Below are 25,840 nucleotides of genomic sequence, written 5' to 3'. Positions count from 1 at the left end.
CACGAACCCGACCCGGCCGGGTCGACGCACCCCCGGCCGGGTCGATTCGCGTTCCCGGCCGCTCCCCTCTGCTCCCGCCCCCGGTGATCCCCCGCGCGGGCGTGACCTTGCGAAGACCGACGTTCCCCTGTCTCTCCGGATACGTGGGTCCCCCACACGGTCGGGACCACGACGCCGAGACGGCAGGACCGCGGAAACCCGGGACGACGGGACGGCGGAGCTCGTCGAGCTCCGCCGTCGCGGGCCGCCCGCGCCCCCGAGGCGCCGGTCCTGATCGTCTTGCCGACTCCGCCCTACTGGCCTCCACCCTCAAGGGCCGCCCGCACCAGCTCGTCGAGTCCCATCGCGTCGAGCGCGTCGCCCGCGTCCTCGTCGGCATCGTCGTCGACAGGACTCTGCTGGTCACCGGCCAGGTGCAGCAGCGCGTCCAGCACGCCGATCTCCCGCAGCCTCGCCATGGACAGTGACGCGAACAGCGCCCGGACCCGCGCCTCCTCCTCGCCGCCACCGTTCACGCCGTTCATGCCCGAGGCCGCGCCCGTCTCCGGCAGAAGCTGGGCGATCACGTGTTCGGCGAGGGCCTGCGGGGTCGGATAGTCGAAGATCAGCGTGGAGGGCAGCTTCAGCCCCGTCGAGGCCGTGAGCCGGTTTCGCAGCTCGATCGCGCTGAGGGAGTCGAATCCGAGGTCCCTGAACGCCTGGTCGGCGCCGATCACCTCGCGACCCGAGTGCCCGAGGACCATCGCGATCTGATCGCGCAGCACGTCGAGCAGCACACCGAGCCGTTCGGGTCCCGCGAGGACGGCCAGCCTGTCCCGCAGGGCGGACGCCGACCGTGAGGTCTCCTGCGCCGAACCCTCCGACTCGACCAGCTCACGGTATCCCGGCAGCTCGCACAGCAGCCGGCTGGGCCGTCCCGCCGTGTAGGAGCGGACGAACCGCTCGTGCTCGATGTCGGCGACCACCGCGATCGGCTCACCGCCGGCGACGAGGCCGCTCAACGCGGCGACCGCGAGTTCGGGGTCCATCGGGCGTACGCCCATGCGCCGGGACGCCTCCTGCGCCGCGGCCACCTCCGCCATGCCGCCGCCGGCCCAGGCGCCCCACGCCACCGCCGTGGCCGCGGCCCCGCGTTCGCGGCGCCGCTCCGCCAGGCCGTCCAGCACCGCGTTGGCGGCGGCGTAGTTGCCCTGGCCGGGGGTGCCGAGCGTCCCCGCCGCGGAGGAGAACAGCACGAACACCGGCAGATCCATGTCCCGCGTCAGCTCGTCCAGCACGACCGCCGGTGCCACCTTGGCCCGGAACACCGTCTCGAACCGTTCCCTGGTCAGGCCGTCCACCACGCCGTCGTCGACCACGCCGGCGGCGTGCACCACACCGGTGAGCGGGAACTCGGCCGGGATGTCGGCCAGCACGGCGGCGAGCGCGTCCGGGTCGGCCGCGTCGCAGGCCGCGACGGTCACCCGGGCGCCCAGCTCCGACACCTCGTCGCGCAGTTCGGCGGCCCCGGGGGCCTCCATCCCTCGTCGGCTGACCAGCACCAGGTGCTCCGCGCCGTGCCGGGCCAGCCAGCGGGCCAGGTGTCCGCCGAGCGCGCCGGTGCCACCGGTGATGAGTACGGTTCCCGACGGCGTCCACTCGCCGGGCTCGCCGCTCTGGCCCGCCGGGTCCTGCACCAGCCGCCGGGCGTACGTGCCGGAGGCCCGGACGGCGATCTGGTCCTCGCCGTCCAGACCGGCCAGCACGCTCGCGAGTCGCCGCGCCGCTTCCCGGTCGAACCCCTCCGGCAGGTCGATCAGGCCGCCCCATCGCTGCGGGTGCTCCAGCGCGGCGACCCGGCCGAGACCCCAGATCGCGGCCTGAGCCGGATCGCGCAGGGCCTCGCCGGGCTCGGCCGCGACAGCGCCCCGGGTGAGGCACCACAGCGGCGCTTCGACACCGGCGTCGCCCAGCGCCTGGATCAGCGACGTCGTGAGGGCCAGGCCGTCGGGAAGCACTGTGTGCCCGAGGCTCCCGGCATTCCCCAGGTTCCCGGCGCCCGCGGACTCCCGCAACGCCAGGAACGAGACCACTCCGGCGAGCGGCCGGTCGCCGGCGAGCGAGCCCAGCCGCTCCGCCAGCGCGGCCCGGCCCGAAGGCACCGCGGCGAGGTCGGCCACCTCAACGCGGACCACGTCGGCACCGAGCGCGTCGATCACCGAGCCCGTCCAGGCGTCGGCGCGCAGTTCCTCGGGCAGCACCACCAGCCACGGGCCGGCCGGACCGGTCCGCGAGCTCCGGCCGGGTGCGGCCGCGCCGTCACCGGTGAGAGGCTTCCAGGCGATCCGGTACCGCCAGGAGTCCATCGTGTACTTCCGGCGCCGCTCCCGGCGCCACGACGACAGCGCCGGCAGCACCTTGGTCAGCGCGTCGCCGTCCACGTCGAGCCGCGACGCCAGCGCCTTGGAGTCCTCCTCCTCGACGGCCGCCCAGAACTCGGCGTCCACCGGGTCCGCCGTCGAATCCGCCGTGCCGTTCCGGTCCGCCGCGCGGGCCGGGCCCGGGTGACCGGCGTCGGGCCAGAACCGCTCGTGCTGGAACGCGTACGTCGGCAGGTCCACCTGCCGGGCGCCCGTGTCGGCGAGGACCGAGGTCCAGTCGGGGCTCATCCCGTGCACGTGCAGCCGGGCGAGGGCGGTGAGGACGGTCCGGTGCTCGTCTCGGTCCCTGCGCAGCAGGGAGACCAGCTCGGCCTCGGCGGTGACGGTCTCCCGTGCCATCGCGGTGAGGGTTCCGTCCGGGCCGATCTCGATGTAGCGGGTCACCCCCGCCTCGTGCGCCGCCCGGATCCCGTCGGCGAACCGTACGGCGTTCCGCACGTGTGTCACCCAGTAGTCCGGAGAGCACAGCTCGGCCGTGACGGCGCCGCCGGTGACGTTCGAGATCACCGGGATGCGCGGCTCGGAGTAGGAGACGCCTTCGGCGACCGCGCGGAAGTCCGCCAGCATCGGCTCCATCAGCGGCGAGTGGAACGCGTGCGAGACCCGCAGGCGCCTCGTCCTGTGACCGCTGTCGGCCAGAGTGCCGGCCACGTCGAGCACCGCCCGCTCCGCCCCGGCTATCACCACGGATTCCGGGCCGTTGACCGCGGCGACGGAGACCTGTCCCTCGTACCCGGACAGCGCCCGCAGCACCTCCTCCTCGCCCGCCTGGACGGCGACCATCGCGCCGCCGGCCGGAAGCGCCGCCATGAGCGCGCCCCTCGCCGCCACCAGCGCGCAGGCGTCCCCGAGGGACAGCACGCCCGCGACGTGCGCCGCGGCCAGTTCGCCGACCGAGTGTCCGATCAGCACGTCAGGGGTGAGACCCCACGACTCCAGCAGGCGGAACAGGGCCACCTCGACCGCGAACAGCGCCGGCTGTGCCCACCCGGTCCCGTCGAGCAGCTCGGCCTCGGGGGTTCCCGCCGGGGCGAAGAGGATCTCCCTCAGCGGGCGGTCCAGCCTGGCGTCCAGCTGCGCCAGCACGGCGTCGAGCGCGTCGGCGAAGACCGGGAACCTGTCGTACAGCTCGCGGCCCATCTCCGGCCGCTGGCTGCCCTGGCCGGTGAACAGGAACGCCGTCCTGCCCGGTCGCCCGAGAGCGCCGTCGAGCACATGCGGGGCCGGGGTTTCGTCCGCCGCCGCCCGCAGACCGTCCAGCAGCTCCGTACGGCTGCCGGCCAGGACGACGAGTCGCTGCCTGAAGCTCGACCGGGTGGTGGCGAGGGAGTAGGCGAGGTCGGCCAGGCCGAGGTCCGGGTGTTCGGCGAGGTGGTCGAGCAGGCGCCGCGCCTGTGCCCGCACCGCGGCCGGGGTCTTCGCCGACAGCGGGACCGGCAGGAGGCGGGGAACCGTCTCGGCCTGGTCCGCGAGATGTCCGGCGGACGTCCCGTTGAGTGCCGGGGCCGCCCCCGGCGCTTCGCCGAGGTCGGCGGAGGGTGCCCGGTGGAACCCCGACGGCTCGACGGCCTCGGACACCCCGGCGACGTCGGCCGGAGGCGCCTCCTCGATGATCACATGGGAGTTCGTGCCGGTGGCTCCGAAGGACGAGATGCCCGCCCGGCGTGGGCGCCCGGAGTCCGGCCACGGCCGCGCCTCGGTGAGCAGTTCCACCGCGCCCGCCGACCAGTCCACGTGCGACGACGGCGCCTGCACGTGCAGCGTCCTCGGCGCCACCCCGTGCCTGATGGCCATCACCATCTTGATCAGTCCGGCGACTCCGGCCGCGGCCTGCGTGTGGCCGATGTTGGATTTGATCGACCCGAGCAGCACCGGCCGCTCGCGGTTCTGCCCGTAGGTCTCCAGCAGGGCCTGCGCCTCGATCGGGTCGCCCAGCCTGGTGCCCGTGCCGTGCGCCTCCACCACGTCCACCTCGGACGGGGTCAGCCGGGCACCGGCGAGGGCGCGGTGGATCACCCTGCGCTGCGAAGGACCGCTCGGCGCGGTGAACCCGTTGGAGGCGCCGTCCTGGTTGACGGCGGAACCGCGCAGGACCGCGAGCACGCGGTGGCCGTTGCGCCTGGCGTCCGACAGCCGTTCGACGACGAGCATGCCGACGCCCTCCGCCCAGCCCGTGCCGTCGGCGGCGTCGGAGAACGCCTTGCACCGGCCGTCCGGGGAGAGCGCCCCCATCTCGCCGAACTCCACGAAACCCACCGGGGTGGACATCACGGTGACGCCGCCGGCGAGAGCGAGCGAGCACTCCCCCGACCGCAGTGCCTGCGCGGCGAGGTGCAACGCCACCAGCGACGAGGAGCACGCGGTGTCCGCGGTCACCGAGGGGCCCACCAGGCCGAAGGTGTAGGAGAGCCGGCCGGAGATCACGCTGGCCGCCTGTGCCGTCTGCGCGTGGCCGTGGTGGTCGCGGGGCGGCCGGTAGTCGCCGCCGGTGGCGCCGACGTAGACGCCCACGTCGCCGCCCCGCAGGCCGGCGGGGTCGATGCCCGCCCGTTCGAACGCCTCCCAGGCGGCTTCGAGCACCAGCCGCTGCTGCGGGTCCATCACCATCGCCTCACGGGGCGAGATGCCGAAGAAGCCCGGGTCGAAGTCGGCGACGTCGTACAGGAAGCCGCCTCCGGCCGCCGTGCTGCGGCCGCGTCCTTCGGCGTCCCCGCCGGACAGCGTGGCCAGGTCCCAGCCCCGGTCGGCGGGGAACGCGCCGACCGCGTCCGCCCCCTCGGTGACCAGCCGCCACAGGTCCTCCGGCGAGCGGACGCCGCCCGGGTAGCGGCAGCTCATGCCGACGATGACGATCGGGTCGTCCGTGAGCGCGGCCGGTACGGACGCCGGGCTCCCCTCACCGAGGCCGCCCTCGTCGGGGCTCTCCTCGCCGAGTATCAGACCCGCCAGGTGTCCCGCGAGGTCCACCGGGGTCGGGTGGTCGAAGACGAGGGTGGCCGGCAGGGTCAGTCCGGTCGCGGCGTTGAGCTGGTTGCGCAGGTCGACCGCGGTGAGGGAGTCGAATCCGAAGTCGCGGAAGGCCCGGTCGGCCTCGATCTCGGCGCTGTCCGCGTGCCCGAGGACCGAGGCCGCTCTGGCCACGACCAGTTCGAGGACGAGGGGCGTACGCTCGGCCGCGGGCAGCCCGAGAAGACGCTCACGGAGTTCGGCCGCCACGGTGGGCTCGCCGTCGCGGGCGCCGCCCGCCGCCTCGATCGCCTTCCTCGCCTGGGGCAGCTCGTCCAGCAGCGAGGTCGGCCGCAGCGCGAGGAAGGCCGGGGCGAACCGGTCCCACTCCACGTCGGCGACCGTCACCGCACCCTCGCCGTTCGCGACGGCCCGGCCCAGTGCGCCGAGCGCGAGGTCGGGCGCGAGGGCGGGCAGCCCGTTCGCCCGCAGGTGCAGGTCCATTCCCCTGTCCGCGGTCACGCCGCCGTCGGCCCAGGCCGCCCAGGACACGGCGGTCCCCACCGCGCCCCGGGCGCGGCGCGCCTCGATCAGCGCGTCCCGCACCGCCTCCGCGGCGGCGGCGGCCCCCCGGCCGGCGACCCCCCAGACTCCGGCGAGCGAGCAGAACAGCACGAACGCGTCCAGCTCCCGGCCTTCCAGCAGGGAGTCCAGGTGGAGCGCCCCCGCGACGTGGGCCGTGGCGGTCTCGGCGAGGTGTGCGGGCTCGGCCCCTTCGAGGGGGGCGGCCCCGGCCGGTTCCTCGGCGTAGACGACCGCGTCCGGCGGGAACTCCGCCAGCAGGGCGGCCACGGCCTCCCGGTCCGCGAGGTCGCAGTGCCTGATCGTCACCCGGGGATCGGCGTCGGCGGGTTCCGCCCGACCGGTGCTCTCCCGTGGTTCCCCGAGCTCCATCGGGGCGGCGGTCTCTCCCGCCTCCACCCGGTCGGCGGCCTCCAGCGGTTCCGGGGATTCCCCCCGGCCCGCGAACTCGCCGGCCTCCCAGGTCTCCCCTGTCTCCCCGGCCTGGGCCGGGACCGGACGCCCGGCCAGTACGACCCGGTCGGCGCCCGCGTCGGCCAGCCAGCGGGCGACGCGCTCGCCGGAGACTCCCGTGTCCCCGGCGACCAGCACCGTGCCGCGAGGTCGCCAGGAGCGGCCGGCGTCCCCGGCGGGAGCCGGCACGAGCCTGCGGCCGAACACTCCCGAGGCGCGCACGGCGACCTCGCTCTCGCCGTCGGGACCGCCGGCCAGCACGCCGGCGAACCTGGCGACGGCCCGCCGGTCGAGCTGTCCCGGCAGGTCGATCATGCCGCCCCAGCGCCGGGGGTGCTCCAGCGCCGCCACCCGGCCGAGGCCCCAGACCGCGGCCTGCTCAGGGCTCGGCGGGGCGTCGGACCGGCCCACCGACACCGCGCCCCGGGTGACGCACCACAGCGGCGCGTCGAGACCGGCGATGCCCAGCGCCCGCACCAGCGCGGCCGTGAACGCCAGCCCGGGCAGGCCGCCCTCAGGCAGACCGTCCCCGGTCGGGCCGCCCTCGGACAGACCGGCCTCGGTTAGACCGGCCTCGGTTAGACCGGCCTCGGTTAGACCCACACCACCTGTCCCGGCGAGTGCGAGCAGGGAGATCACCCCCACCGGCGCCTGGCCGTCGGGAGCATCGAGCAGTTCGGCGAGCCGCACGGGGTCGGCACTCGTGACGTCCACACGTGTCAGCGCGCCGGGGTCACCCAGGGCGGCGCCCACGGCGTCGAGGACCTCCGCCCAGCTCCCCTCCTCGGGCAGGCCCGCCGGCACGGCCACCAGCCACCTCCCCGAAGGGACGGCGGACGGCACGGCGTCCAGGGGCTTCCACGCCACCCGGTAGCTCCAGGAGTCCACGAGGGTGCGCTCGCGGCGCGCGCGGCGCCAGGTCGACAGCGCGGGAAGCACCGTCGACAGCGACTCCGCCTCCAGATCCAGCGTGGCCGCCACGGACGTCAGGTCCGCACGCTCGATCGCGGCCCAGAACTCGGCGTCCACCGGGTCCCCCACCGGACCTCCGCCCCGCACGGCGGCCTCCGGCCAGTACCTGCGGCGCTGGAAGGGGTAGGTGGGCAGGTCGACGCGGCGCGCGCCGCATCCGGTGAAGAGGGACCGCCAGTCCACCACGATCCCGTGGACGTGCAGCCTGGCCAGCGCGTCCACGACCGACGACTCCTCGCCGCGGTCCTTGCGCAGCAGCGGCACGACCAGGGTGCCGGTCTCGGTGTCGTCGGCCGCGAGGCAGTGCTGGGTCATCGCGGACAGCACGCCGTCCGGGCCGAGTTCGACGAACGTGCTCACGCCGGAACCGCGCAGGGTGCGCACGCAGTCGGCGAAGCGGACCGCCTGCCGGGCGTGGTCGACCCAGTAGCCGGGTGAGCAGAGCCGTTCGACGGCGACCGGCTCGCCCGTCAGGCCGGAGACGAGCGGGATGGCCGGCGGTGAGAAGCCGATCCCTCGTACGGCCCGGCGGAACTCCTCCAGCATGGGGTCCATCAACGGCGAGTGGAACGCGTGAGCGACGGCGAGCCGGGTGGTCTTGCGACCCTCGGCCGCGAAGTGGGCGGCGATCTCGACGACCGGCCCCTCCGCCCCGGCGATCACCACCGCGGACGGCCCGTTGACCGCGGCGATCGACACCTCGTGCTCGCGTCCGGCGAGCATCGCCACGACCTCCTCCTCGCCCGCCTGCACGGAGACCATCGCGCCCCCGGCCGGCAGCGCCTGCATCAGACGCCCTCTCGCGGCGACCAGGGTGCACGCGTCCGCCAGCGTCAGCACACCGGCGACGTGCGCCGCGGCGATCTCGCCGATCGAGTGGCCCGCCACCAGGTCCGGGCGCAGCCCCCACGACTCCGCCAGGCGGAACAGGGCCACCTCGACCGCGAACAGCGCGGGCTGCGTCCACTGGGTCCGGTCGAGCAGCTCGGCCTCGGCGGAGCCCGCCTCGGCGAACAGGATCGTCCGCAGCGGCTGGTCGAGCTCGACGTCGAACTGCGCGAGCACCACGTCCAGTGCCTGCGCGAACACGGGGAACCTGGCGTACAGCTCCCGGCCCATGCCGGGGCGCTGGGAGCCCTGCCCCGCGAACAGCATCGCCGACCTGCCCGCGACCGCGGTGGCCTCGCCACGCGCGATCTCCGACGTACCGTCCGGGGTGGCCAGCAGCACCGCGCGGTGCCGGAACATCGACCGGCTCGCCAGCGAGTAGCCGACGTCCACCGGGTCGAGGCCGGAGTCGGCGGCCGGCAGCCGATCGAGCTGGGCTCGCAGCGCCTGCCTGGTCCGGCCGGAGACGACCCACGGCACGACCGCGGGGACCCTCGGCCCGCCGAGCGGCTCGGGCAGCCGCCCTTCGCCCCGCCCGCCGAGGGACCGCTTGTCGAGAGGCCGCTCGTCGAGGAGCCCTTCGCCGGCAGGCCGCTCAGCGAGGGACCTTTCGCCGGAGGTCCGCCCGTCGAGAGACGGCTCGCCGAAAGAGCGCTCGTCGGAGAACCACTCGTCCGGGGGCGCCTGCTCCAGGATGACGTGGGCGTTGGTGCCGCTGATCCCGAAGGCGGAGACACCGGCCCGCAGCGGCCGGTCCTGCCGCGTCCACGGTCTGGCCTCGGTGAGCAGCTCCACCGCCCCGGACGACCAGTCCACGTGCGACGCCGGCGTCTCGACGTGCAACGTCCTGGGCAGCAGGCCGTGCCGCATCGCGAGCACCATCTTGATCACACCGGCGACGCCCGCCGCCGCCTGCGTGTGGCCGAGGTTGGACTTGATCGACCCCAGCAGCAGCGGGTGGTCCCGCTCCTGACCGTACGTCGCCAGCAGGGCCTGCGCCTCGATCGGGTCGCCCAGCGCCGTACCGGTACCGTGCGCCTCGGCCGCGTCGACCTCGGCCGGGGACAGCCCCGCCACGGCGAGGGCCTGCCGGATCACCCGCTGCTGCGAGGGGCCGTTCGGCGCGGTCAGCCCGTTGGAGGCGCCGTCCTGGTTCACCGCGGAACCGCGGACGACGGCGAGGACCGGATGCCCCTCGCGCCGCGCGTCCGACAGGCGTTCCAGCACGAGCACTCCGACGCCTTCCGACCAGCCGGTGCCGTCGGCCGAGTCGGAGAACGCCTTGCACCGCCCGTCCGGGGCGAGGCCGCCCTGGACGCTGAACTCGACGAACGAGTCCGGGCTCGACATCACCGAGACGCCGCCCACCAGCGCCAGTGAGCACTCCCCGCCGCGCAGGGCCTGCGCGGCCCAGTGGAGGGCGACCAGGGAGGACGAGCACGCGGTGTCGACGGTGACGGCGGGTCCTTCCAGCCCCAGCGTGTAGGAGAGCCGTCCCGACATGACGCTCGCCGTGGTGCCGGTGGCCACGTGCCCCTGCACGTCGGCGTCGGAGCCCTTCAGCAGGCCGACGTAGTCCTGGCCGTTGGTGCCCACGAAGACCCCGCCGTCGCGGCCTCGCAGGTCGAGGGGGTCGATGCCCGCCCGCTCCAGCGCCTCCCAGGACGCCTCCAGGACCAGGCGCTGCTGCGGGTCCATCGCGAGCGCCTCACGGGGCGAGATGCCGAAGAACTCGGCGTCGAACTCGGTCGCGTCCCGCAGGAAGCCGCCGACGTTCGTGGACGACAGCCCCGCCGCGAGCGCCTCCAGGTCCCATCCCCGATCGTCGGGGAACGGGGAGAGGCCCTCTCTCCCGTCCACCAGCAGCCGCCACAGCTCCTCGGGGGAGCTCACCCCGCCGGGGAACCGGCAGCTCATGCCGACGATCACGATGGGATCGCCCTCGTCGGCGCGGGCGACCACGGCCGGCGTGCGGGCGGCCGTACCCTCCTGCGACATCGAGCCGAGCAGCTCGGCCAGCAGGAAGTCCGCCAGCGCGCTCGGGGCGGGATAGTCGAACACCAGCGTCGCCGGCAGGGTGAGCCCTGTCGTCGCCGCCAGCACGTTGCGCAGCTCGACGGTGGTGAGCGAGTCGAAGCCCAGCTCCCTGAAGGGGCGGTCCGGTGCGATGCCGTCGGCGTCGGCGTGGCCGAGCACGGCGGCCACGCAGCCGCGCAGCAGGTCCAGGACGGCCCGGCCCCGCTCGGCGGCGGGCAGCCCGGCCAGCCGCCGCCGGAACGCCGGCTCGGTCGTGGCGGCCCCGTCCCCTCCGGCGCCGATCGCCCCCGCGTCCGCCACCGCGGCGGCCGCGGCGACCTCGGGCAGGTCGCTCACCAGCGGGTTGTGCCGGATCGCGGCGAAGGCGCCGACGAATCGGGACCAGTCGACGTCGGCGACGGTCAGCGTCGTGTCGTCCTGCTCGATCGCCTGCCGCAGCGCGTGGATCGCCAGGTCGGGGGACATCATCTCCAGGCCGGCCCTGCGCATCCGGCTCTCCACGCCGGCGGCGTCCGCCGCCATGCCGGCCCCGGCCCACGGCCCCCAGGCGATCGACGTCGCCGCGAGACCTCGCGCCCGCCGATGCTCGGCCAGCGCGTCGAGCACGGCGTTCGCGGCCGCGTAGTTGGCCTGCCCCGGCGAGCCGAAGGTGGCGGAGGTGGAGGAGAACAGCACGAACGCCGGCAGGTCCAGGTGCTCGGTCAGCTCGTGCAGGTTGAGCGCGGCGGCCGTCTTCGACCTCAGCACCGACGAGAGGCGTTCGGGCGTCAGTCCGTCGAGTACCCCGTCGTCGACCACGCCCGCCGCGTGGAAGACCGCGCTCAGCGGCCGGTCCTCCGGGATGCCGGCCAGTACGGCGGCCAGCGCGTCGCGGTCGGCGACGTCGCAGGCCACGAGGTCGACCTCGGCGCCGAGGCCGGTCAGCTCGTCCCGCAGTTCGGCCGCGCCCGGGGCGTCCGGCCCGCGTCGGCCGACCAGCAGGACGTGCGCGGCACCCGCGCGGACCGCCCAGCGGGCGACGCGTGCCCCGAGGGCGCCGGTGCCTCCGGTGACGAGTACGGTGCCCGGGCCGATCGGGGCCGTGCCCGGCGGGGTGAGCTCCCGCGCGACGGGATTCTCGCCGATCGGGGCGTGCACCAGGCGGCGGCCGTATACCCCCGGGGTGCGTACGGCGAGCTGGTCCTCGCCCTCGATGCCGGAGCCCCGGATGCCGGACAGCACGCCGGCCAGGCGGGAGATCGTGCCCGGGTCGAGACTTTCCGGCAGGTCGACCAGGCCGCCCCACAGATGCGGCTGCTCCAGCGCCACGGACCTGCCGAGACCCCACACGGCGGCCTGCAGCGGCCGGGACACCCGTTCCGAGCGTCCCACCGACACCGCGCCCCGGGTCACACACCACAGGGGTGCCTCGGCCCTGGCGTCGCCGAGGGCCTGCGCCAGGGTGACCGTGAGCGCCAGACCCGCGGGAACCCCGGGATGGCCGGTGAGGTCGCGCTCGTCCAGGGCGAGCAGGGACACGATCCCGACCGGCCGGGGTCCTGCGGAGCACAGCTCCCGTACCCGTACGGCCAGCGCAGCCCGGTCGTCTTCCCCGACCTCGATCCGGTCGGCCTCCGCGCCCAGCGCGCCCGCCAGCGAGGTCACCCACTCCTCGTCCGCGTACCCCCGGGGGATCACCACGAGCAACCGGGCTCCCGCGTCAGGGGAGGGCGAGGCGGGCGGTGACCAGGGCAGCGGCTTCCAGACGGACCGGTACCGCCAGCCGTCCACGGCCGAGTGCTCCCACCGGTGGCGGCGCCACGAGGACAGCGCGGGCAGCAGCGTCTCCAGCGTGCCGCCGTCGACCCCCAGCCCTTCCGCCAGCGTCGCCACGTCACCGCGTTCCACCGCGTCCCAGAAGTAGGTGTCCTCCGCCCCCGAGGACGCCGGCACGGCCGCCGCCCGCGCCTCCGGCCAGAACCGGCGGCGCTGGAAGGTGTAGGTCGGCAGGTCGACCGTCTCGGCGCCGGTACCGGCGAAGAACTCCCGCCAGTCCACGGTGACGCCCAGGGTGTGCAGGCGGGCCATCGCGGCCGTGAGGGGCTGCTCCTCGCCCCGGTCCCCGCGCGCCGTGGGGATCGTCCGGACGTCCGCGCGGTCGGCGAGGCAGTCGGCGGCGATCGCGGTGAGCACCGCGTCGGGACCGAGTTCGAGGAAGGTGACGACGCCCTGCTCCGCGAGCCGGCGCACGCCGTCGCCGAAGCGGACCGGCCTGCGGACGTGCTCCACCCAGTAGTCGGGCGAGCAGAGCTGCTCCGCGGTCGCCGGCTCGCCGGTCACGTTCGACATGACCGGGATCCGCGGAGGCGCGTACGACAGGCCGCGAGCGACCCGGCCGAAGTCGTCGAGCATCGCCTCCATCCGAGGGGAGTGGAAGGCGTGGGAGACCTGGAGCCGCCTGGTCCTGCGTCCTCCGGCGGCGAGCCGCGCCGCGATCTGCTGGACGGCGTCCTCCTCGCCGGCGACGACGAGCGAGGCCGGGCCGTTGACCGCCGCGATCGACACCTCGTGCTCGCGGCCGGCCAGCAGCGGGAGCACCTCCTCCTCGCGGGCCTCCAGGGCGATCATCGCCCCGCCCGTGGGCAGCGCCTGCATCAGGCGTGCGCGGGCCGCCACCAGGGTGCACGCGTCCGGCAGCGGGAGCACGCCGGCGGCGTGCGCCGCGGCGATCTCCCCGACCGAGTGGCCGGTGAGGTGGTCGGGCCGCACCCCCCACGATTCGAGCAGCCGGAACAGGGCCACCTCGAAGGCGAACAGCGCCGGCTGGGTGTAGCCGGTCTCGTGCAGCAGGGCGGCCTGTGCCGTACCGGCCGGGGCGAACAGCACCTCGCGCAGCGGGCGGTCCAGGTCCGCGTCCAGGTGGGAGAGCACCTCGTCGAGCGCGTCCGCGAACGCGGGGAAGCGACCGTACAGCTCGCGGCCCATCTCCGCGCGCTGGCCGCCCTGGCCGGTGAACATGAAGGCGAGGGAGCCGTGGACCGCGCCGCCGTGGATGACGGTCCCCGCGACGCCCCCCGCGACGACGGCGCCGTCCTGCGGCTCCTCCGCCAGCGCCCGCAACCCGTCGACGATCTCCTCGCGGTCCCGTCCGACGAGCGCCGCGCGCCGGTCGAGGTGGGAGCGCGAGGTCGCCAGGGAGAGGGCGACGTCGGCGGGGTGGAGATGCGGCGACTCCTCAAGCAGCGACAGCAGCCGTTCCGCCTGGTGGCGCAGGGCCTGGTCGTTCTTGCCAGACACCAGCACGGGGACGACGACGGGTGCGGCCTGCCCGACCCGCTCGGCGACCGGCGGCGCCTCCTCCAGCACCGCGTGGGCGTTGGTGCCGCTGAGCCCGAACGACGACACCGCGGCCCGGCGCGGACGCCCCGCCCGCACCCACTCCCTCGGCTCGGTGAGCAGCTCGATCGCGCCGCTCGACCAGTCCACGTGCGAGGACGGGGCGTCCACGTGCAGCGTCCTGGGCAGCAGGCCGTGCCGCATCGCCATGACCATCTTGATCACGCCCGCGACACCGGAGGCCATCTGGGTGTGCCCGATGTTGGACTTGACCGATCCCAGCAGGAGCGGGCGGTCCCGGTCCTGACCGTAGGTCGCGAGCAGCGCCTGCGCCTCGATCGGGTCGCCCAGCGCCGTACCGGTCCCGTGGCCCTCCACCGCGTCGACGTCCGCCGCCGAGATCCCCGCGTTGGCCAGCGCCTGCCTGATCACCCGCTGCTGCGAGGGACCGTTCGGCGCGGTCAGCCCGTTGGACGCGCCGTCCTGGTTGATCGCCGACCCTCGGACGACCGCGAGGATCGGGTGCCCGTTGCGCTCGGCGTCGGACAGCCGCTCCACCAGCAGCAGGCCGACCCCCTCGGCCAGGCTCATCCCGTCCGCCGAGTCGGAGTACGCCTTGCACCGGCCGTCGGGGGCCATCGCCCGCTGCCTGCTGAACCCGATGAAGGCGTCGGGGGTGGACATCACGGTCACCCCACCGGCGAGCGCGAGCGAGCTCTCACCGTCGCGCAGCGACTGGCAGGCCATGTGCAGCGCCACCAGCGACGACGAGCACGCGGTGTCCAGCGTGACGGCCGGGCCCTCAAGACCGAACAGGTACGACACCCGGCCGGACAGCACGCTGGAGATGGTGCCGGTGATCAGATGGCCTTCCAGGCCCTCTCTGCCGCCGGCCATCGCCAGGGCGTAGTCCTGGTAGCTGGCCCCGACGAAGGTGCCGGTCAGGCTGCCGCGCAGCGACGAGGGGGCGATCCCGGCCCGTTCGACGGCCTCCCAGGCCGTCTCCAGCAGCAGCCGCTGCTGCGGGTCCATCGCGAGTGCCTCGCGCGGCGAGATCCCGAAGAAGTCGGCGTCGAACTCCGCCGCGTCGTGCAGGAAGCCGCCCCAGGTGGAGTACGTCTTTCCCGGCCGGCCCGGATCGGGGTCGTAGAGCCCGTCCGCGTCCCAGCCGCGGTCGCCGGGGAACCCGGAGATCGCGTCGACCCCGTCGAGGACGACCTGCCACAGCCGCTCGGGGGAGCGAACCCCGCCCGGGTAGCGGCAGGCCATCCCGATGATCGCGATCGGCTCGTCCGAGGCGGCCCGCGCGGGACCTGCCACGGCGACGGGAACGGCCCGCACCCCGGCGATCTCGGCGCGCAGGTATCCCGCGAGCGCCTCCAGGTTCGGGTGGTCGAACACCAGCGTGCTGGGCAGCGCGAGGCCCGTCGCAGCGGCGAGCCGGTTGCGCAGGTCGACCGCGGTGACCGAGTCGAAGCCCATGTCGCGGAACGCCTGCCGCTCGGCGACGGCGTCGGCCGAGGAGTGACCCAGTACGGTCGCCGCCTGGCCGCGCACCAGCTCCAGCAGCAGCCGGTCCCGCTCGGACGCGGGCAGCCCGCGCAGCCGGGTGACGAACTCCCCGTCGCCCGCGGCGACCGCCGGACGCTCCGCGGCCTCGGTCAGCCGCCGTACGGCGGGCACCTCGCCGAACAGCCGGCTCGGCCGGGCGGAGGTGTAGACGGGGAAGTACCGCTCCCAGTCCACGTCGGCGATCGCGAGCACGGTCTCCTCACCGTCCAGCGCCTGCCTGAACCCCTCGAGCGCCAGGTCCGGCTCCATGAACACGAGCCCGCTGCGCAGGATCTGCTCGGGATCGACCCGGCCGAGTTCGCGGTCGTCCGACCAGATGCCCCAGGAGATCGACGTGGCCGGCAGCCCTCTGGCGCGCCGGTTCTCCGCCAGCGCGCCGAGGTAGGCGTTGCCCGCCACGTACGCCGCGTGCCGCCCGCTGCCCCACATCCCCGCCGTCGAGGAGAACAGGACGAACGCCTCGACCTCGTCGGCGTCCAGCAACTCGTCCAGGTGCCGGGCGCCGAGGACCTTGGCCCGCACCACCTCGGCGAACGCCTCGACGGTGGTGTCGTCCAGCGTGTGCAGCTCGATGGAGGCGGCGGCGTGCACCACCGTACGGACGACGTGGCCCTCCGCCCGCAGCCCCGCGAGCAGGTCGGCGACGGAGTCGCGGTCGGACACGTCGCACGCCGTCATCGTCGCGGTCGTGCCGAGTGCGGCCAGCTCCGCCAGCAGTTCGGCCGCGCCGGGGGCGTCCATGCCGCGCCGGCTGGTCAGCACCAGATGCTCGGCCCCCTCGGCCGCGAGCCTGCGGGCCAGGTGGGGGGCGAGCGTTCCCGTGCCGCCGGTCACCAGGGTGGTCCCGCGTGGCGTCCACCCGCGCGCCGGTTTCCGGTCGGCCGCCGGTGCCGGCACCACCCGTCTGGCGAACACGCCCGAGGTCCTGATCGCGAGCTGGTCCTCGCCGCCACCGCCCGCGAGGACGCTCGCCAGGCGCCGCGCCGCGCGCTGGTCGAGCGTCCCCGGCAGGTCGACCATCCCGCCCCAGCGTCGCGGGTGCTCCAGCGCGGCCGTCCAGCCCACGCCGTGGACCTGCGCCTGGAAGGGGTTGGTCACCCGGTCCGACCGGCCGGTGGAGACCGCGCCCGTGGTGAGGCACCACAGGGGCGCGTCGATCTCCGCGTCGCCCAGGGCCTGCACGAGCGCGACGGTGAGTGCCAGGCCGACGGCCAGCTCCGGGTAGCGGTCGGCGGGCCGCTCGGCGAGGGCGAGCAGGGACACGACGCCGGAGATGTGTTCTCTCTCGCCTGGCGAGGCGTCCGGCCCCCCGGCATCGCCGGGCGTCCCGGACGGCGGGCCGGTCAGCACGCGTGCCAGCAGGGCGCGGTCGGTGCACGACTCGTCGAGCGCGACCCTGCGGACCCGCGCGCCGTGCGCGGTGAGCGCGTCGGCGACGTCGTCACCCTCAACGCCCTCCGGGGTGACGAGCAGCCACGTGCCCGACAGGGAGGCGGAGGCGAGGTCGGTCACCGGCCGCCAGGCGACGCGGTAGCGCCAGGAGTCCACGGTGGACCGGGCCCGCTGCCGGCGACGCCAGGACGACAGCGCGGGTACCACCTCGGCGAGTGCCCCGGCGCCCACGTCCAGTCCGGAAGCGAGCGAGTCGAGGTCCTCCCGCTCCACCGCCGCCCAGAACCGCTCGTCCGCCGGGTCCGCCGCACCGGCCGCCGGCGCCTCGGCGCGCTGTATCCAGAACCGTTCCCGCTGGAACGCGTACGTCGGCAGTTCCACCCGGCGGGCGCCCGTGCCGTCGAAGACCGTTCGCCAGTCGACCGGCACGCCGCGTACGAACACCTCCGCCAGGGAGGTGAGGAAGCGTTCCGTGCCGCCCTGGTCGCGGCGCAAAGTCCCGGCGACCACCGCCGAGGTCCCGCCCGCCTCCTCGGCCGTCTCCTGGATCGCGCCCGTCAGCACCGGGTGCGGGCTGACCTCGATGAACGCCCGGTGTCCCTCGGCCAGCAGGGACCGCACCGCGGGTTCGAACCGGACGGCTCGGCGCAGGTTGCGGTACCAGTAGCCCGCGTCCAGCTCCGTGCCGTCCAGCCACTCCCCGGTCACCGTGGACAGGAAGGGAACCTCGGCCCGCTCCGGCCGGATCCCCGACAGGGCTCGCGGCAGCTCCTCCTGGAGCCGCTCGACATGGGCCGAGTGCGAGGCGTAGTCGACCGCGACCCGCCTGGCGCGCACCCCCTCCTCGGTCAACCGCTCCGACAGCTCGTCGAGCGCGCCGGGATCGCCGCACACCACGACCGAACGCGGCCCGTTGACCGCCGCGACCGAGATCCGCTCGGCCCAGGGACGCAGCCTCTCCTCGACGTCGGGCAGCGGAAGCGAAACCGACATCATCCCTCCGGCGCCGGCCAGCCGCCGCGCGATGGCCTGGCTGCGCACCGCCACCACCCTCGCGGCGTCGTCCAGGGAGAGCGCGCCCGCCACGCAGGCGGCGGCGATCTCCCCCTGGGAGTGCCCGATCACCGCGTCGGGCTCCACCCCGTGAGCGCGCCACATCGCCGCGAGCGAGACCATCACCGCGAACGACACCGGCTGCACGACGTCCACCCGGTCCAGCGACGGCGCCCCCTCCGTCTGGCGCAGCACGTCGATCAGCGACCAGTCGACGTACCGGCTCAGGGCGAGGGCGCACTCGGCGACGCGTTCGGCGAACACCGGGGACTGCTCAAGCAGCCGGGCGCCCATACCGGCCCACTGCGCGCCCTGGCCGGGGAAGACGAAGACCGTCTTGCCCTCGGCGTCCGCCACGCCCTGGATCACACCCGGCGCGGGCTCGCCCGCGGCCACCGCGCTCATCGCGGCGGAGAGCGACTCGCGGTCACCGCCCACCGCGACCGCGCGGTGCTCGAACGCCGACCTCGACGTCACCAGCGAGAAGCCCACCGCGGCCGGATCGAGCTCACCGCGGCCGGCCCCCTGATCGACACCGTGGTCGGCGAGCCGTCGCGCCTGCGCGCGCAGCGCCTCCGCCGTCCTGCCCGACACCACCCACGGCACCGCGCCGAGAGTGGGAACGGGAACGGATTCCGCGGCCGCGTAATCCGCACGGTCGTCGGGACCGGCGAGCGCGACCTCGCCGACCGGCTCCTCCGCGTCCGGCGCCTGTTCGAGGATCGTGTGGGCGTTCGTGCCGCTGATCCCGAAGGAGGACACGGCGGCCCGGCGCGGCCTTCCGGTCTCCGGCCACGGGGTGGCCTCGGTCAGCGGCTCGACCGCGCCCGCCGTCCAGTCCACGTGGGACGACGGCGTGCCCACGTGCAACGTCCTGGGCAGCGTCCCGTGCCGCATCGCCATGACCATCTTGATCACGCTGGCCACGCCCGCCGCGGACTGGGTGTGGCCGATGTTCGACTTGACCGACCCGAGCAGCAGCGGCCGCTCCCTGTCCTGCCCGTACGTGGCGAGGAGTGCCTGAGCCTCGATGGGGTCGCCCAGGCCGGTCCCCGTGCCGTGCGCGTCGATCGCGTCGACCTCGGCCGCCGACAGCCGCGCGCCCGCGAGCGCCCTGCGGATCACCCGCTGCTGTGAGGGACCGTTCGGCGCGGTCAGTCCGTTGGACGCGCCGTCCTGGTTGATCGCGGAACCGCGCACCACCGCGAGGACCGGGTGGCCGTTGCGCCGCGCGTCCGACAGCCGCTCCACCAGGAGCAGGCCGACCCCCTCGGCCAGGCTCATCCCGTCGGCCGCGTCGGAGAACGCCTTGCACCGGCCGTCGGCGGCGAGCGCCCGCTGGCGGCTGAACGCCACGAAGGCCGCCGGGGTGGTCATCACCGTCACGCCGCCCGCCAGGGCGAGCGAGCTCTCGCCCTCGCGCAGCGACTGGCAGGCCAGATGCAGCGCCACCAGCGACGACGAGCACGCCGTGTCGACCGTGACCGCAGGACCTTCCAGGCCCAGTACGTACGACAGCCGGCCCGACAGCACGCTCGGGATGGTGCCGGTGACCTGGTGCCCCTCGGCGTCGGCGGAGTCCGAGCCGTACTCCTGGTAGCTGGAGCCGATGAACGTGCCGGTGGAGTGGCCGCGCAGCGTGACGGGATCGATGCCGGCCCGCTCGATGGCCTCCCACGCGGTCTCCAGCAGCAGCCGCTGCTGCGGGTCCATGGTCAGCGCCTCGCGCGGTGAGATACCGAAGAACCCGGGGTCGAAGTCGCCGGCGTCGTGCAGGAACCCCCCTTCGACCGAGTAGGTCGTGCCGGAGTGATCGGGGTCGGGGTCGTAGAGCCCTTCCGCGTCCCAGCCCCGGCCCGCGGGGAACCCGGAGATCGCGTCGCCCCCCTCGGTCACCAGTTCCCACAGCTGTTCCGGAGAGGCGACGCCGCCGGGGAAGCGGCAGGCCATCCCGATGATCGCGATCGGCTCGTCGGCACGGACGGCGATGGAGCCTCCGGCTGTGTTCTCGCCGTTCTCGCCGTCCTCCGCGCCCGCGACCCGCGACCGCAGGAACTCCACCAGCGCGGCCGGATTCGGGTGATCGAACACCAGCGTGCTCGGCAACGCCAGACCGGTCACCGCGACGAGCCGCTTTCTCAGCTCCACCGCGGTGAGCGAGTCGAAGCCCAGCTCTCGGAAGGCGCGCCGCTCGGAGACCGTCTCGGCCGAGGCGTGTCCCAGCACGGCCGCCACCTCGGCGCGTACCAGGTTCAGCAGCTCACGCCGACGCTCCTTGTCGGTCAGGCCACGTAGCCGCGCGACGAATTCCGGGTCGCCGGAGACCCCCGGCCCGTCCTCGCTCTCGCGCTGCGTCCTCACCTCCGCGAGCTCGCCGAACAGATTGCTGGGCCGGGTCGAGGTGAAGATCGGATAGAACCGGTCCCAGTCGACGTCGGCGACCGTCACCACCGCGTCCCTGCCGCCGACCGCCCGGTTCAGCTCGCCGACCGCGATGTCGGGGGGCAGCAGGGCCAGACCGCGCCTGCGCAGGTAACCGGCCATGCCCCCCTCCGCGGCCATCCCCTCGGCGCCCCCAGCGCCCCCGGCGTTCCCCTGCCCTGCCGTGTCGTCCGCCGCAACCGTGTTTCCCGTCGCGGCAGCGTCCCCTGCGCTGTCTCCTGCGGTGTCCCTCGCGAGGTCCCCCGCGACGGCCATGCCCGCTTCCGCCCACGCGCCCCAGGCCACCGACGTCGCGGCGAGACCTCGCGCGTGCCGGTGCTCGGCCAGCGCGTCGAGGTAGGCGTTGGCCGCCGCGTAGGCGCCCTGCCCCGCGCTGCCCCACACCCCGGCGATCGAGGAGAACAGCACGAAGAAGTCGAGCTCGCGATCCCCGAGCAGGTCGTCCAGGTTGGCGGCACCGGCCACCTTCGCCGTCGTCACCTCGGCGAGGGTCGCGGCGTCCGCCCGCTCAAGGGGTGCGACGGCCTGCCCCACCCCGGCCGCGTGGACGACCCCGGTGAGCGGGTACTCGGCCGGGATCGTGGCGAGCAGGGCGGCGAGCGCGTCGCGGTCGGCCACGTCACAGGCGGCGACGCTCACCTCGGCACCCAGCGCCAGCAGCTCGTCGCGCAGCTCCGGCGCCCCGGGGGCGTCCATGCCGCGCCGGCCGGTCAGCACGAGACGCGTGGCGCCGCCGCGTACCAGCCACCGCGCGGTGGCCGCGCCGAGGGCGCCGGTCCCACCGGTGATCAGCACCGTGCCACCGGAGCCCAACCCGGCGGGTCCGGAACCCGACACCCCACCGCCGGAACCCGACACGACAGCACCGGAACCCGACGCCGTATCACCGGAACCCGGCACGAGCGCACCGGAACCCGACGCCGCACCGCCGGAACCCCGCACGGCGGCACCGGTCGAACCGGCCTGGCCGAACGCGGCGGGGTGACGCCGCAACCGCCGCCCGAACACGCCCGATGCCCGCACCGCCACCTGGTCCTCGCCGTCCAGGCCCGCCAGCACGCTCGCCAGCCCCTGGGCGCAACGCCCCTCGACGACCTCGGGCAGGTCGACCAGACCGCCCCAGCGCTCCGGATGCTCCAGGGCCGCGACCCGGCCCATGCCCCACACCTGCGCCTGCACAGGACGGGTCACCCGATCGCCGGGAGCCGCGGACACGGCGCCACGGGTGACACACCACAGCGACGCGCCGATCTCCGCGTCGCCGAGCGCCCTCAGGAGCACGACCGTGAGCGCGAGACCGCTCGGCACCGCCCCGCCGTCCGCGACGGGCGCCTCCGAGGACGCGAGCATCGACACCACACCGGAGATCTCGTCCGGTTCCCCGAGCCGGGCCGCGAGCGACGCGGGATCGGTGTCCGTCCCCTCCAGCACGAGCCGTTCCACCCGTGCCCCGTGACCCTCCAGCGCGGCCACCACGTCGCCGTCCTGAATCCCGTCGGCGGTCACGACCAGCCAGGTGCCCGCCAGCACGGCGAGAGGGGGCGTACGGCGGGGCTTCCACTCCACCCGGTAGCGCCAGGAGTCGAGCGTCGCCACCTCGCTCCGGCTCCGCCGCCACGACGACAGGGCCGGGAGCAGGGCGTCCAGCGAGGCGGCGTGCTCGTCGCGCAGGCCGAGGATCGCGGCCACGTCCCCGGCGTCACCGCGCCCGACCGCGTCCCAGAGCCGCGCGTCGGCCGGATCGGCGACCGCCTCGTTCGCGACGGGCGGCGGCTCCGGCCAGAACGACTCGTGCTGGAACGCGTACGTCGGCAGGTCCACCCGGCGGGCCCCGCGCAGCAGGGCCGGCCAGTCGACACGCACGCCGTTCACGTGCAGCTCGGCCAGCGCGGTCATGAGGGCGGCGCCCTCGCCGCGGTCGCCGCGCAACACGGGCAGCAGCAGCGCTTCGGCCTCCTCGGGGAGGGCGTCCTGGGCCATCGCGGTCAGCACGCCGTCCGGCCCGATCTCCAGGAACGCGGTCACGCCCGTCCCGTGCAGTTCCCGCACACCGTCGCGGAACCGGACGGTCTCCCGCACGTGCCGCACCCAGTAGCCGGGGGAGCACACCTCGTCCGTGACGAACCCGCCGGTCACGTTGGAGATCATCGGGATCCGAGGAGGTGCGTACGACACCGTCTCGGCGACCGCCCTGAACTCCTCGAGCATCGGCTCCATCAACGGAGAGTGGAACGCGTGCGACACCCGCAGCCGCTTGGTCCTGCGCTCCTGGGCGGCCAACCCGGCGGCGACCTCCAGCACCGCGGCCTCGACCCCGGAGATCACCACCGACGCGGGGCCGTTCACCGCCGCGACGGACACCTCGTCCTCGCGCCCGGCCAGCGCCTGACGGATCTCCTCCTCACTCGCCTGGATCGCCACCATCGCGCCACCTGCGGGGAGCGCCTGCATCAACCGGCCCCGCGCGGCGACCAGCGCGCAGGCGTCCTCCAGTGTCAGAACCCCGGCGACGTGCGCCGCGGCGAGTTCCCCGATCGAGTGCCCCGCCAGCGCGGCCGGGCGTACGCCCCACGACTCCACCAGCCGGTACAGCGCGACCTCAAGGGCGAAAAGCGCCGGTTGCGTGTACGCCGTGCGGTCGAGCAGTTCGGCGTTGAAGAAGAGCGCCTCCCGCAGCGGCCGGTCCAGGTGCGGACTCATCCGGGGAGCCAGCGCCGCGAGCACGCCTTCGAGCGCCTCGGCGAACACCGGGAACCGCTCGTAGGTCTCCAGGCCCATGCCCACTCGCTGGGCGCCCTGGCCGGTGAACAGGAACGCCGGCCTCAGATCGTCCTTGGCCTGGCCTCGTACGACTCCCGGCGCGGTCAGGCCGCCGGCCAGCGCACGCAACCCGGCCAGCGCTCCGGCGTGGTCCTCGGCCCGCACGGCGGCCCGGTGCTCGAAGAGGGAACGAGTGGTCACCAGCGAGAACGCGATATCGGCGAGGGACGCCTCGGGACGGCCTTCCAGGTGGGACAGCAGCCGCGCGGCCTGCGCCCGCACCGCCCCCTCCGTCCTGCCGGAGACCGGCAGCGGCAGCGGCAGCGGCAGGCCCGTCGTCGGCGACCCGTCGGCCGACGGGGTCACCTCGGCGCCGTCCTGTTCGATGCCCTGCTCGATGATGAGGTGGGCGTTGGTGCCGCTGAAGCCGAACGACGACACGGCGGCCCGGCGCGGGTGACCCGTCTCGGGCCACTCCCGCGCCTCGGCCAGCAGCTCCACCGCACCCGCGGCCCAGTCCACGTGCGAGGACGGCGCGTCGACGTGCAGGGTCCTGGGCGCGACGCCGTGCCGCATCCCCATGATCATCTTGATCACGCCCGCGACACCGGCGGCCGCCTGCGTGTGGCCGATGTTCGACTTGATCGAACCCAGCAGCAGCGGCCGGTCCTGCGGCCGGTCCTGGCCGTAGGTGGCGAGCAGCGCCTGCGCCTCGATCGGGTCGCCCAGGGTGGTGCCGGTCCCGTGCCCCTCCACCACGTCCACCTCGGACGCCGACAGTCGAGCTCCGGCCAGGGCCTGACGGATCACCCGCCGCTGCGAGGGGCCGTTCGGCGCGGTCAGACCGTTGGACGCGCCGTCCTGGTTCACCGCCGAGCCCCGTACCACCGCCAGCACGTCGTGGCCGTTGCGCCGGGCGTCCGACAGGCGCTCAAGCACCAGCACCCCGACGCCCTCGGCCCAGCTCACGCCGTCCGCGCCGTCCGCGAACGACTTGCATCGCCCGTCGGCGGACAGCCCTCGCTGCCGGGAGAACTCCACGAAGGCCCCGGGCGTGGCCATCACGGTCACACCGCCGGCCAGGGCGAGCTCGCACTCCCCCGAGAGCAGTGCCTGTGCGGCCAGATGCACCGCGACCAGCGAGGACGAGCAGGCGGTGTCGACCGTCACCGCCGGACCCTCCAGGCCCAGCGTGTAGGACACCCGGCCGGAGACGACGCTCGCGGCGGTCCCGGTACCCCGATAGCCCTCGAACTCGCCCGCGCCCAGGATCCCGCTGTAGTCGGTGTACATCACCCCGGCGAACACGCCCGTCCGGCTGCCCCGGAGCGTGGCCGGGTCGATTCCCGCCCGTTCGACGGCCTCCCAGGAGGTCTCCAGCAACAGGCGCTGCTGCGCGTCCGTCGCGAGCGCCTCCCGCGGGCTCATCCCGAAGAAGTCCGCGTCGAACTCCGCCGCGTCGTGCAGGAAGCCGCCCTTTCTGGTGTACGAGCTGCCCGCGTGGTCGGCGTCCGGGTGGTAGAGCGCCTCCAGGTCCCAGCCGCGGTTGACCGGGAATCCCGTGATCGCGTCTTGGCCCTCCGCCACCAACCGCCACAGGTCCTCCGGCGAGGTGACGCCACCCGGATAGCGGCAGCCCATCCCGACGATCACGACCGGGTCGTCGGCGACCGGCGTGATCGTGGCCGGGACGGCGACGTCCCGCTCGCCCAGCGCCTCCTCCAGCAGGAACTCGGCCAGCACGGCGGGCGTGGGATGGTCGAAGACCAGCGTGGCCGGCAGGCGCAGCCCGGTCACCGTGTTCAGCCGATTGCGCAGCTCCACCGCGGTCAGGCTGTCGAAGCCCAACTCCCGAAACTCCCGCCGGACGTCCACCGCCTTCGGCGAGGTGTGCCCCAGCACCAGTGCCACCTCGGTACGCACCAGGTCCACCAGGAGCCGGACACGCTCGGCGGGCTCCACCCCGATCAGTCGTCCCACCAGCGCGCCGTCACCGGCCACGGCCGACGCCATCCCGGACACCGCCGACCTGCGGACCCCCCGCACCAGTCCGCGCAGCAGGTGCGGCACCTCACCACCCGCCCGCACCGCCGCCAGATCCAACCGCACCGGCACCACAGCCGGCCCACCGGAACCGATCGCCGCCTCGAACAACACCACACCCTGCTCCGGCGTGATCGCCGACATCCCCGCACGCGTCAACCGACGCGCCTGAACCTCGTCCAACCCACCCGTCATCCCCGCGCCCTGCTCCCACGGACCCCACCCCAACGACACCCCCGCCAGCCCCAGCCCGCGCCGATACTCCGCCAACGCGTCCAAGAACGCGTTCGCCGCCGCGTAGTTGCCCTGCCCCGCCCCACCGAACGTCCCCGCCACCGACGAGAACACCACGAACTCCGCCAGATCCTCGTCTTGGGTCAGCTCGTGCAGATGCCACGCCGCATCCACCTTCGGCCGCAACACCACATCCAGATCCTCGGCCGACAACGACGGGATCGTCCCATCGGCCAGCACACCCGCCGTGTGGATCACCGCCGTCAACGGGTGTTCCTCCGGCACCCCGGCCAGCAGCGCCGCCACCTGATCCCGATCGGCCACATCACACGCCGCGACCGTGACCTCGACCCCGTGCGCGATCAACTCCGCCCGCAACTCCACCGCACCCGGAGCATCCAACCCCCGCCGACTCACCAGCAGCAGACGCCGCACCCCACGCTCGGCCACCACATGCCGCGCGAACAAACCCCCCAGACCACCCGTACCACCAGTGATCAACACCGTCCCCTCCGGATCCCAGACCCGGCCCTCACCCAGATCAGAACCACCGACCAGAACAGAACCACCCCCCTCACCAAGACCCGAGCCATCCGCGAGACCACCCCCACCCCCGAAACCAGAAGCGGAGCCGGACGTCACCCGCGCCAGACGCGGCACCCGCACCTCACCCCCACGCACCGCCACCTGCGGCTCACCCGAGGCCAACACCCCCGCCAACACCGACGACG

The 25,840-nt window shown here is 74.7% G+C and carries 1 protein-coding gene; it reads right to left on the bottom strand.

The annotated features are described in order from the left end of the window. Positions 1 to 293: 293 nt before the first annotated feature. Positions 294 to 25,613 carry a type I polyketide synthase gene (locus ABT352_RS39550; protein WP_350950199.1) on the bottom strand — a complete coding sequence of 8,440 codons (25,320 nt, stop codon included), beginning with the start codon at positions 25,611 to 25,613 and terminating at the stop codon, positions 294 to 296. Between the last annotated feature and the right edge of the window lie 227 nt (positions 25,614 to 25,840).

The organism is Streptosporangium sp. NPDC000563, assembly GCF_040299985.1.
GTDB lineage: Bacteria > Actinomycetota > Actinomycetes > Streptosporangiales > Streptosporangiaceae > Streptosporangium.
Note: the sequence above shows the minus strand (reverse complement) of the source record. Positions and strands in the feature narration are given on the sequence as shown.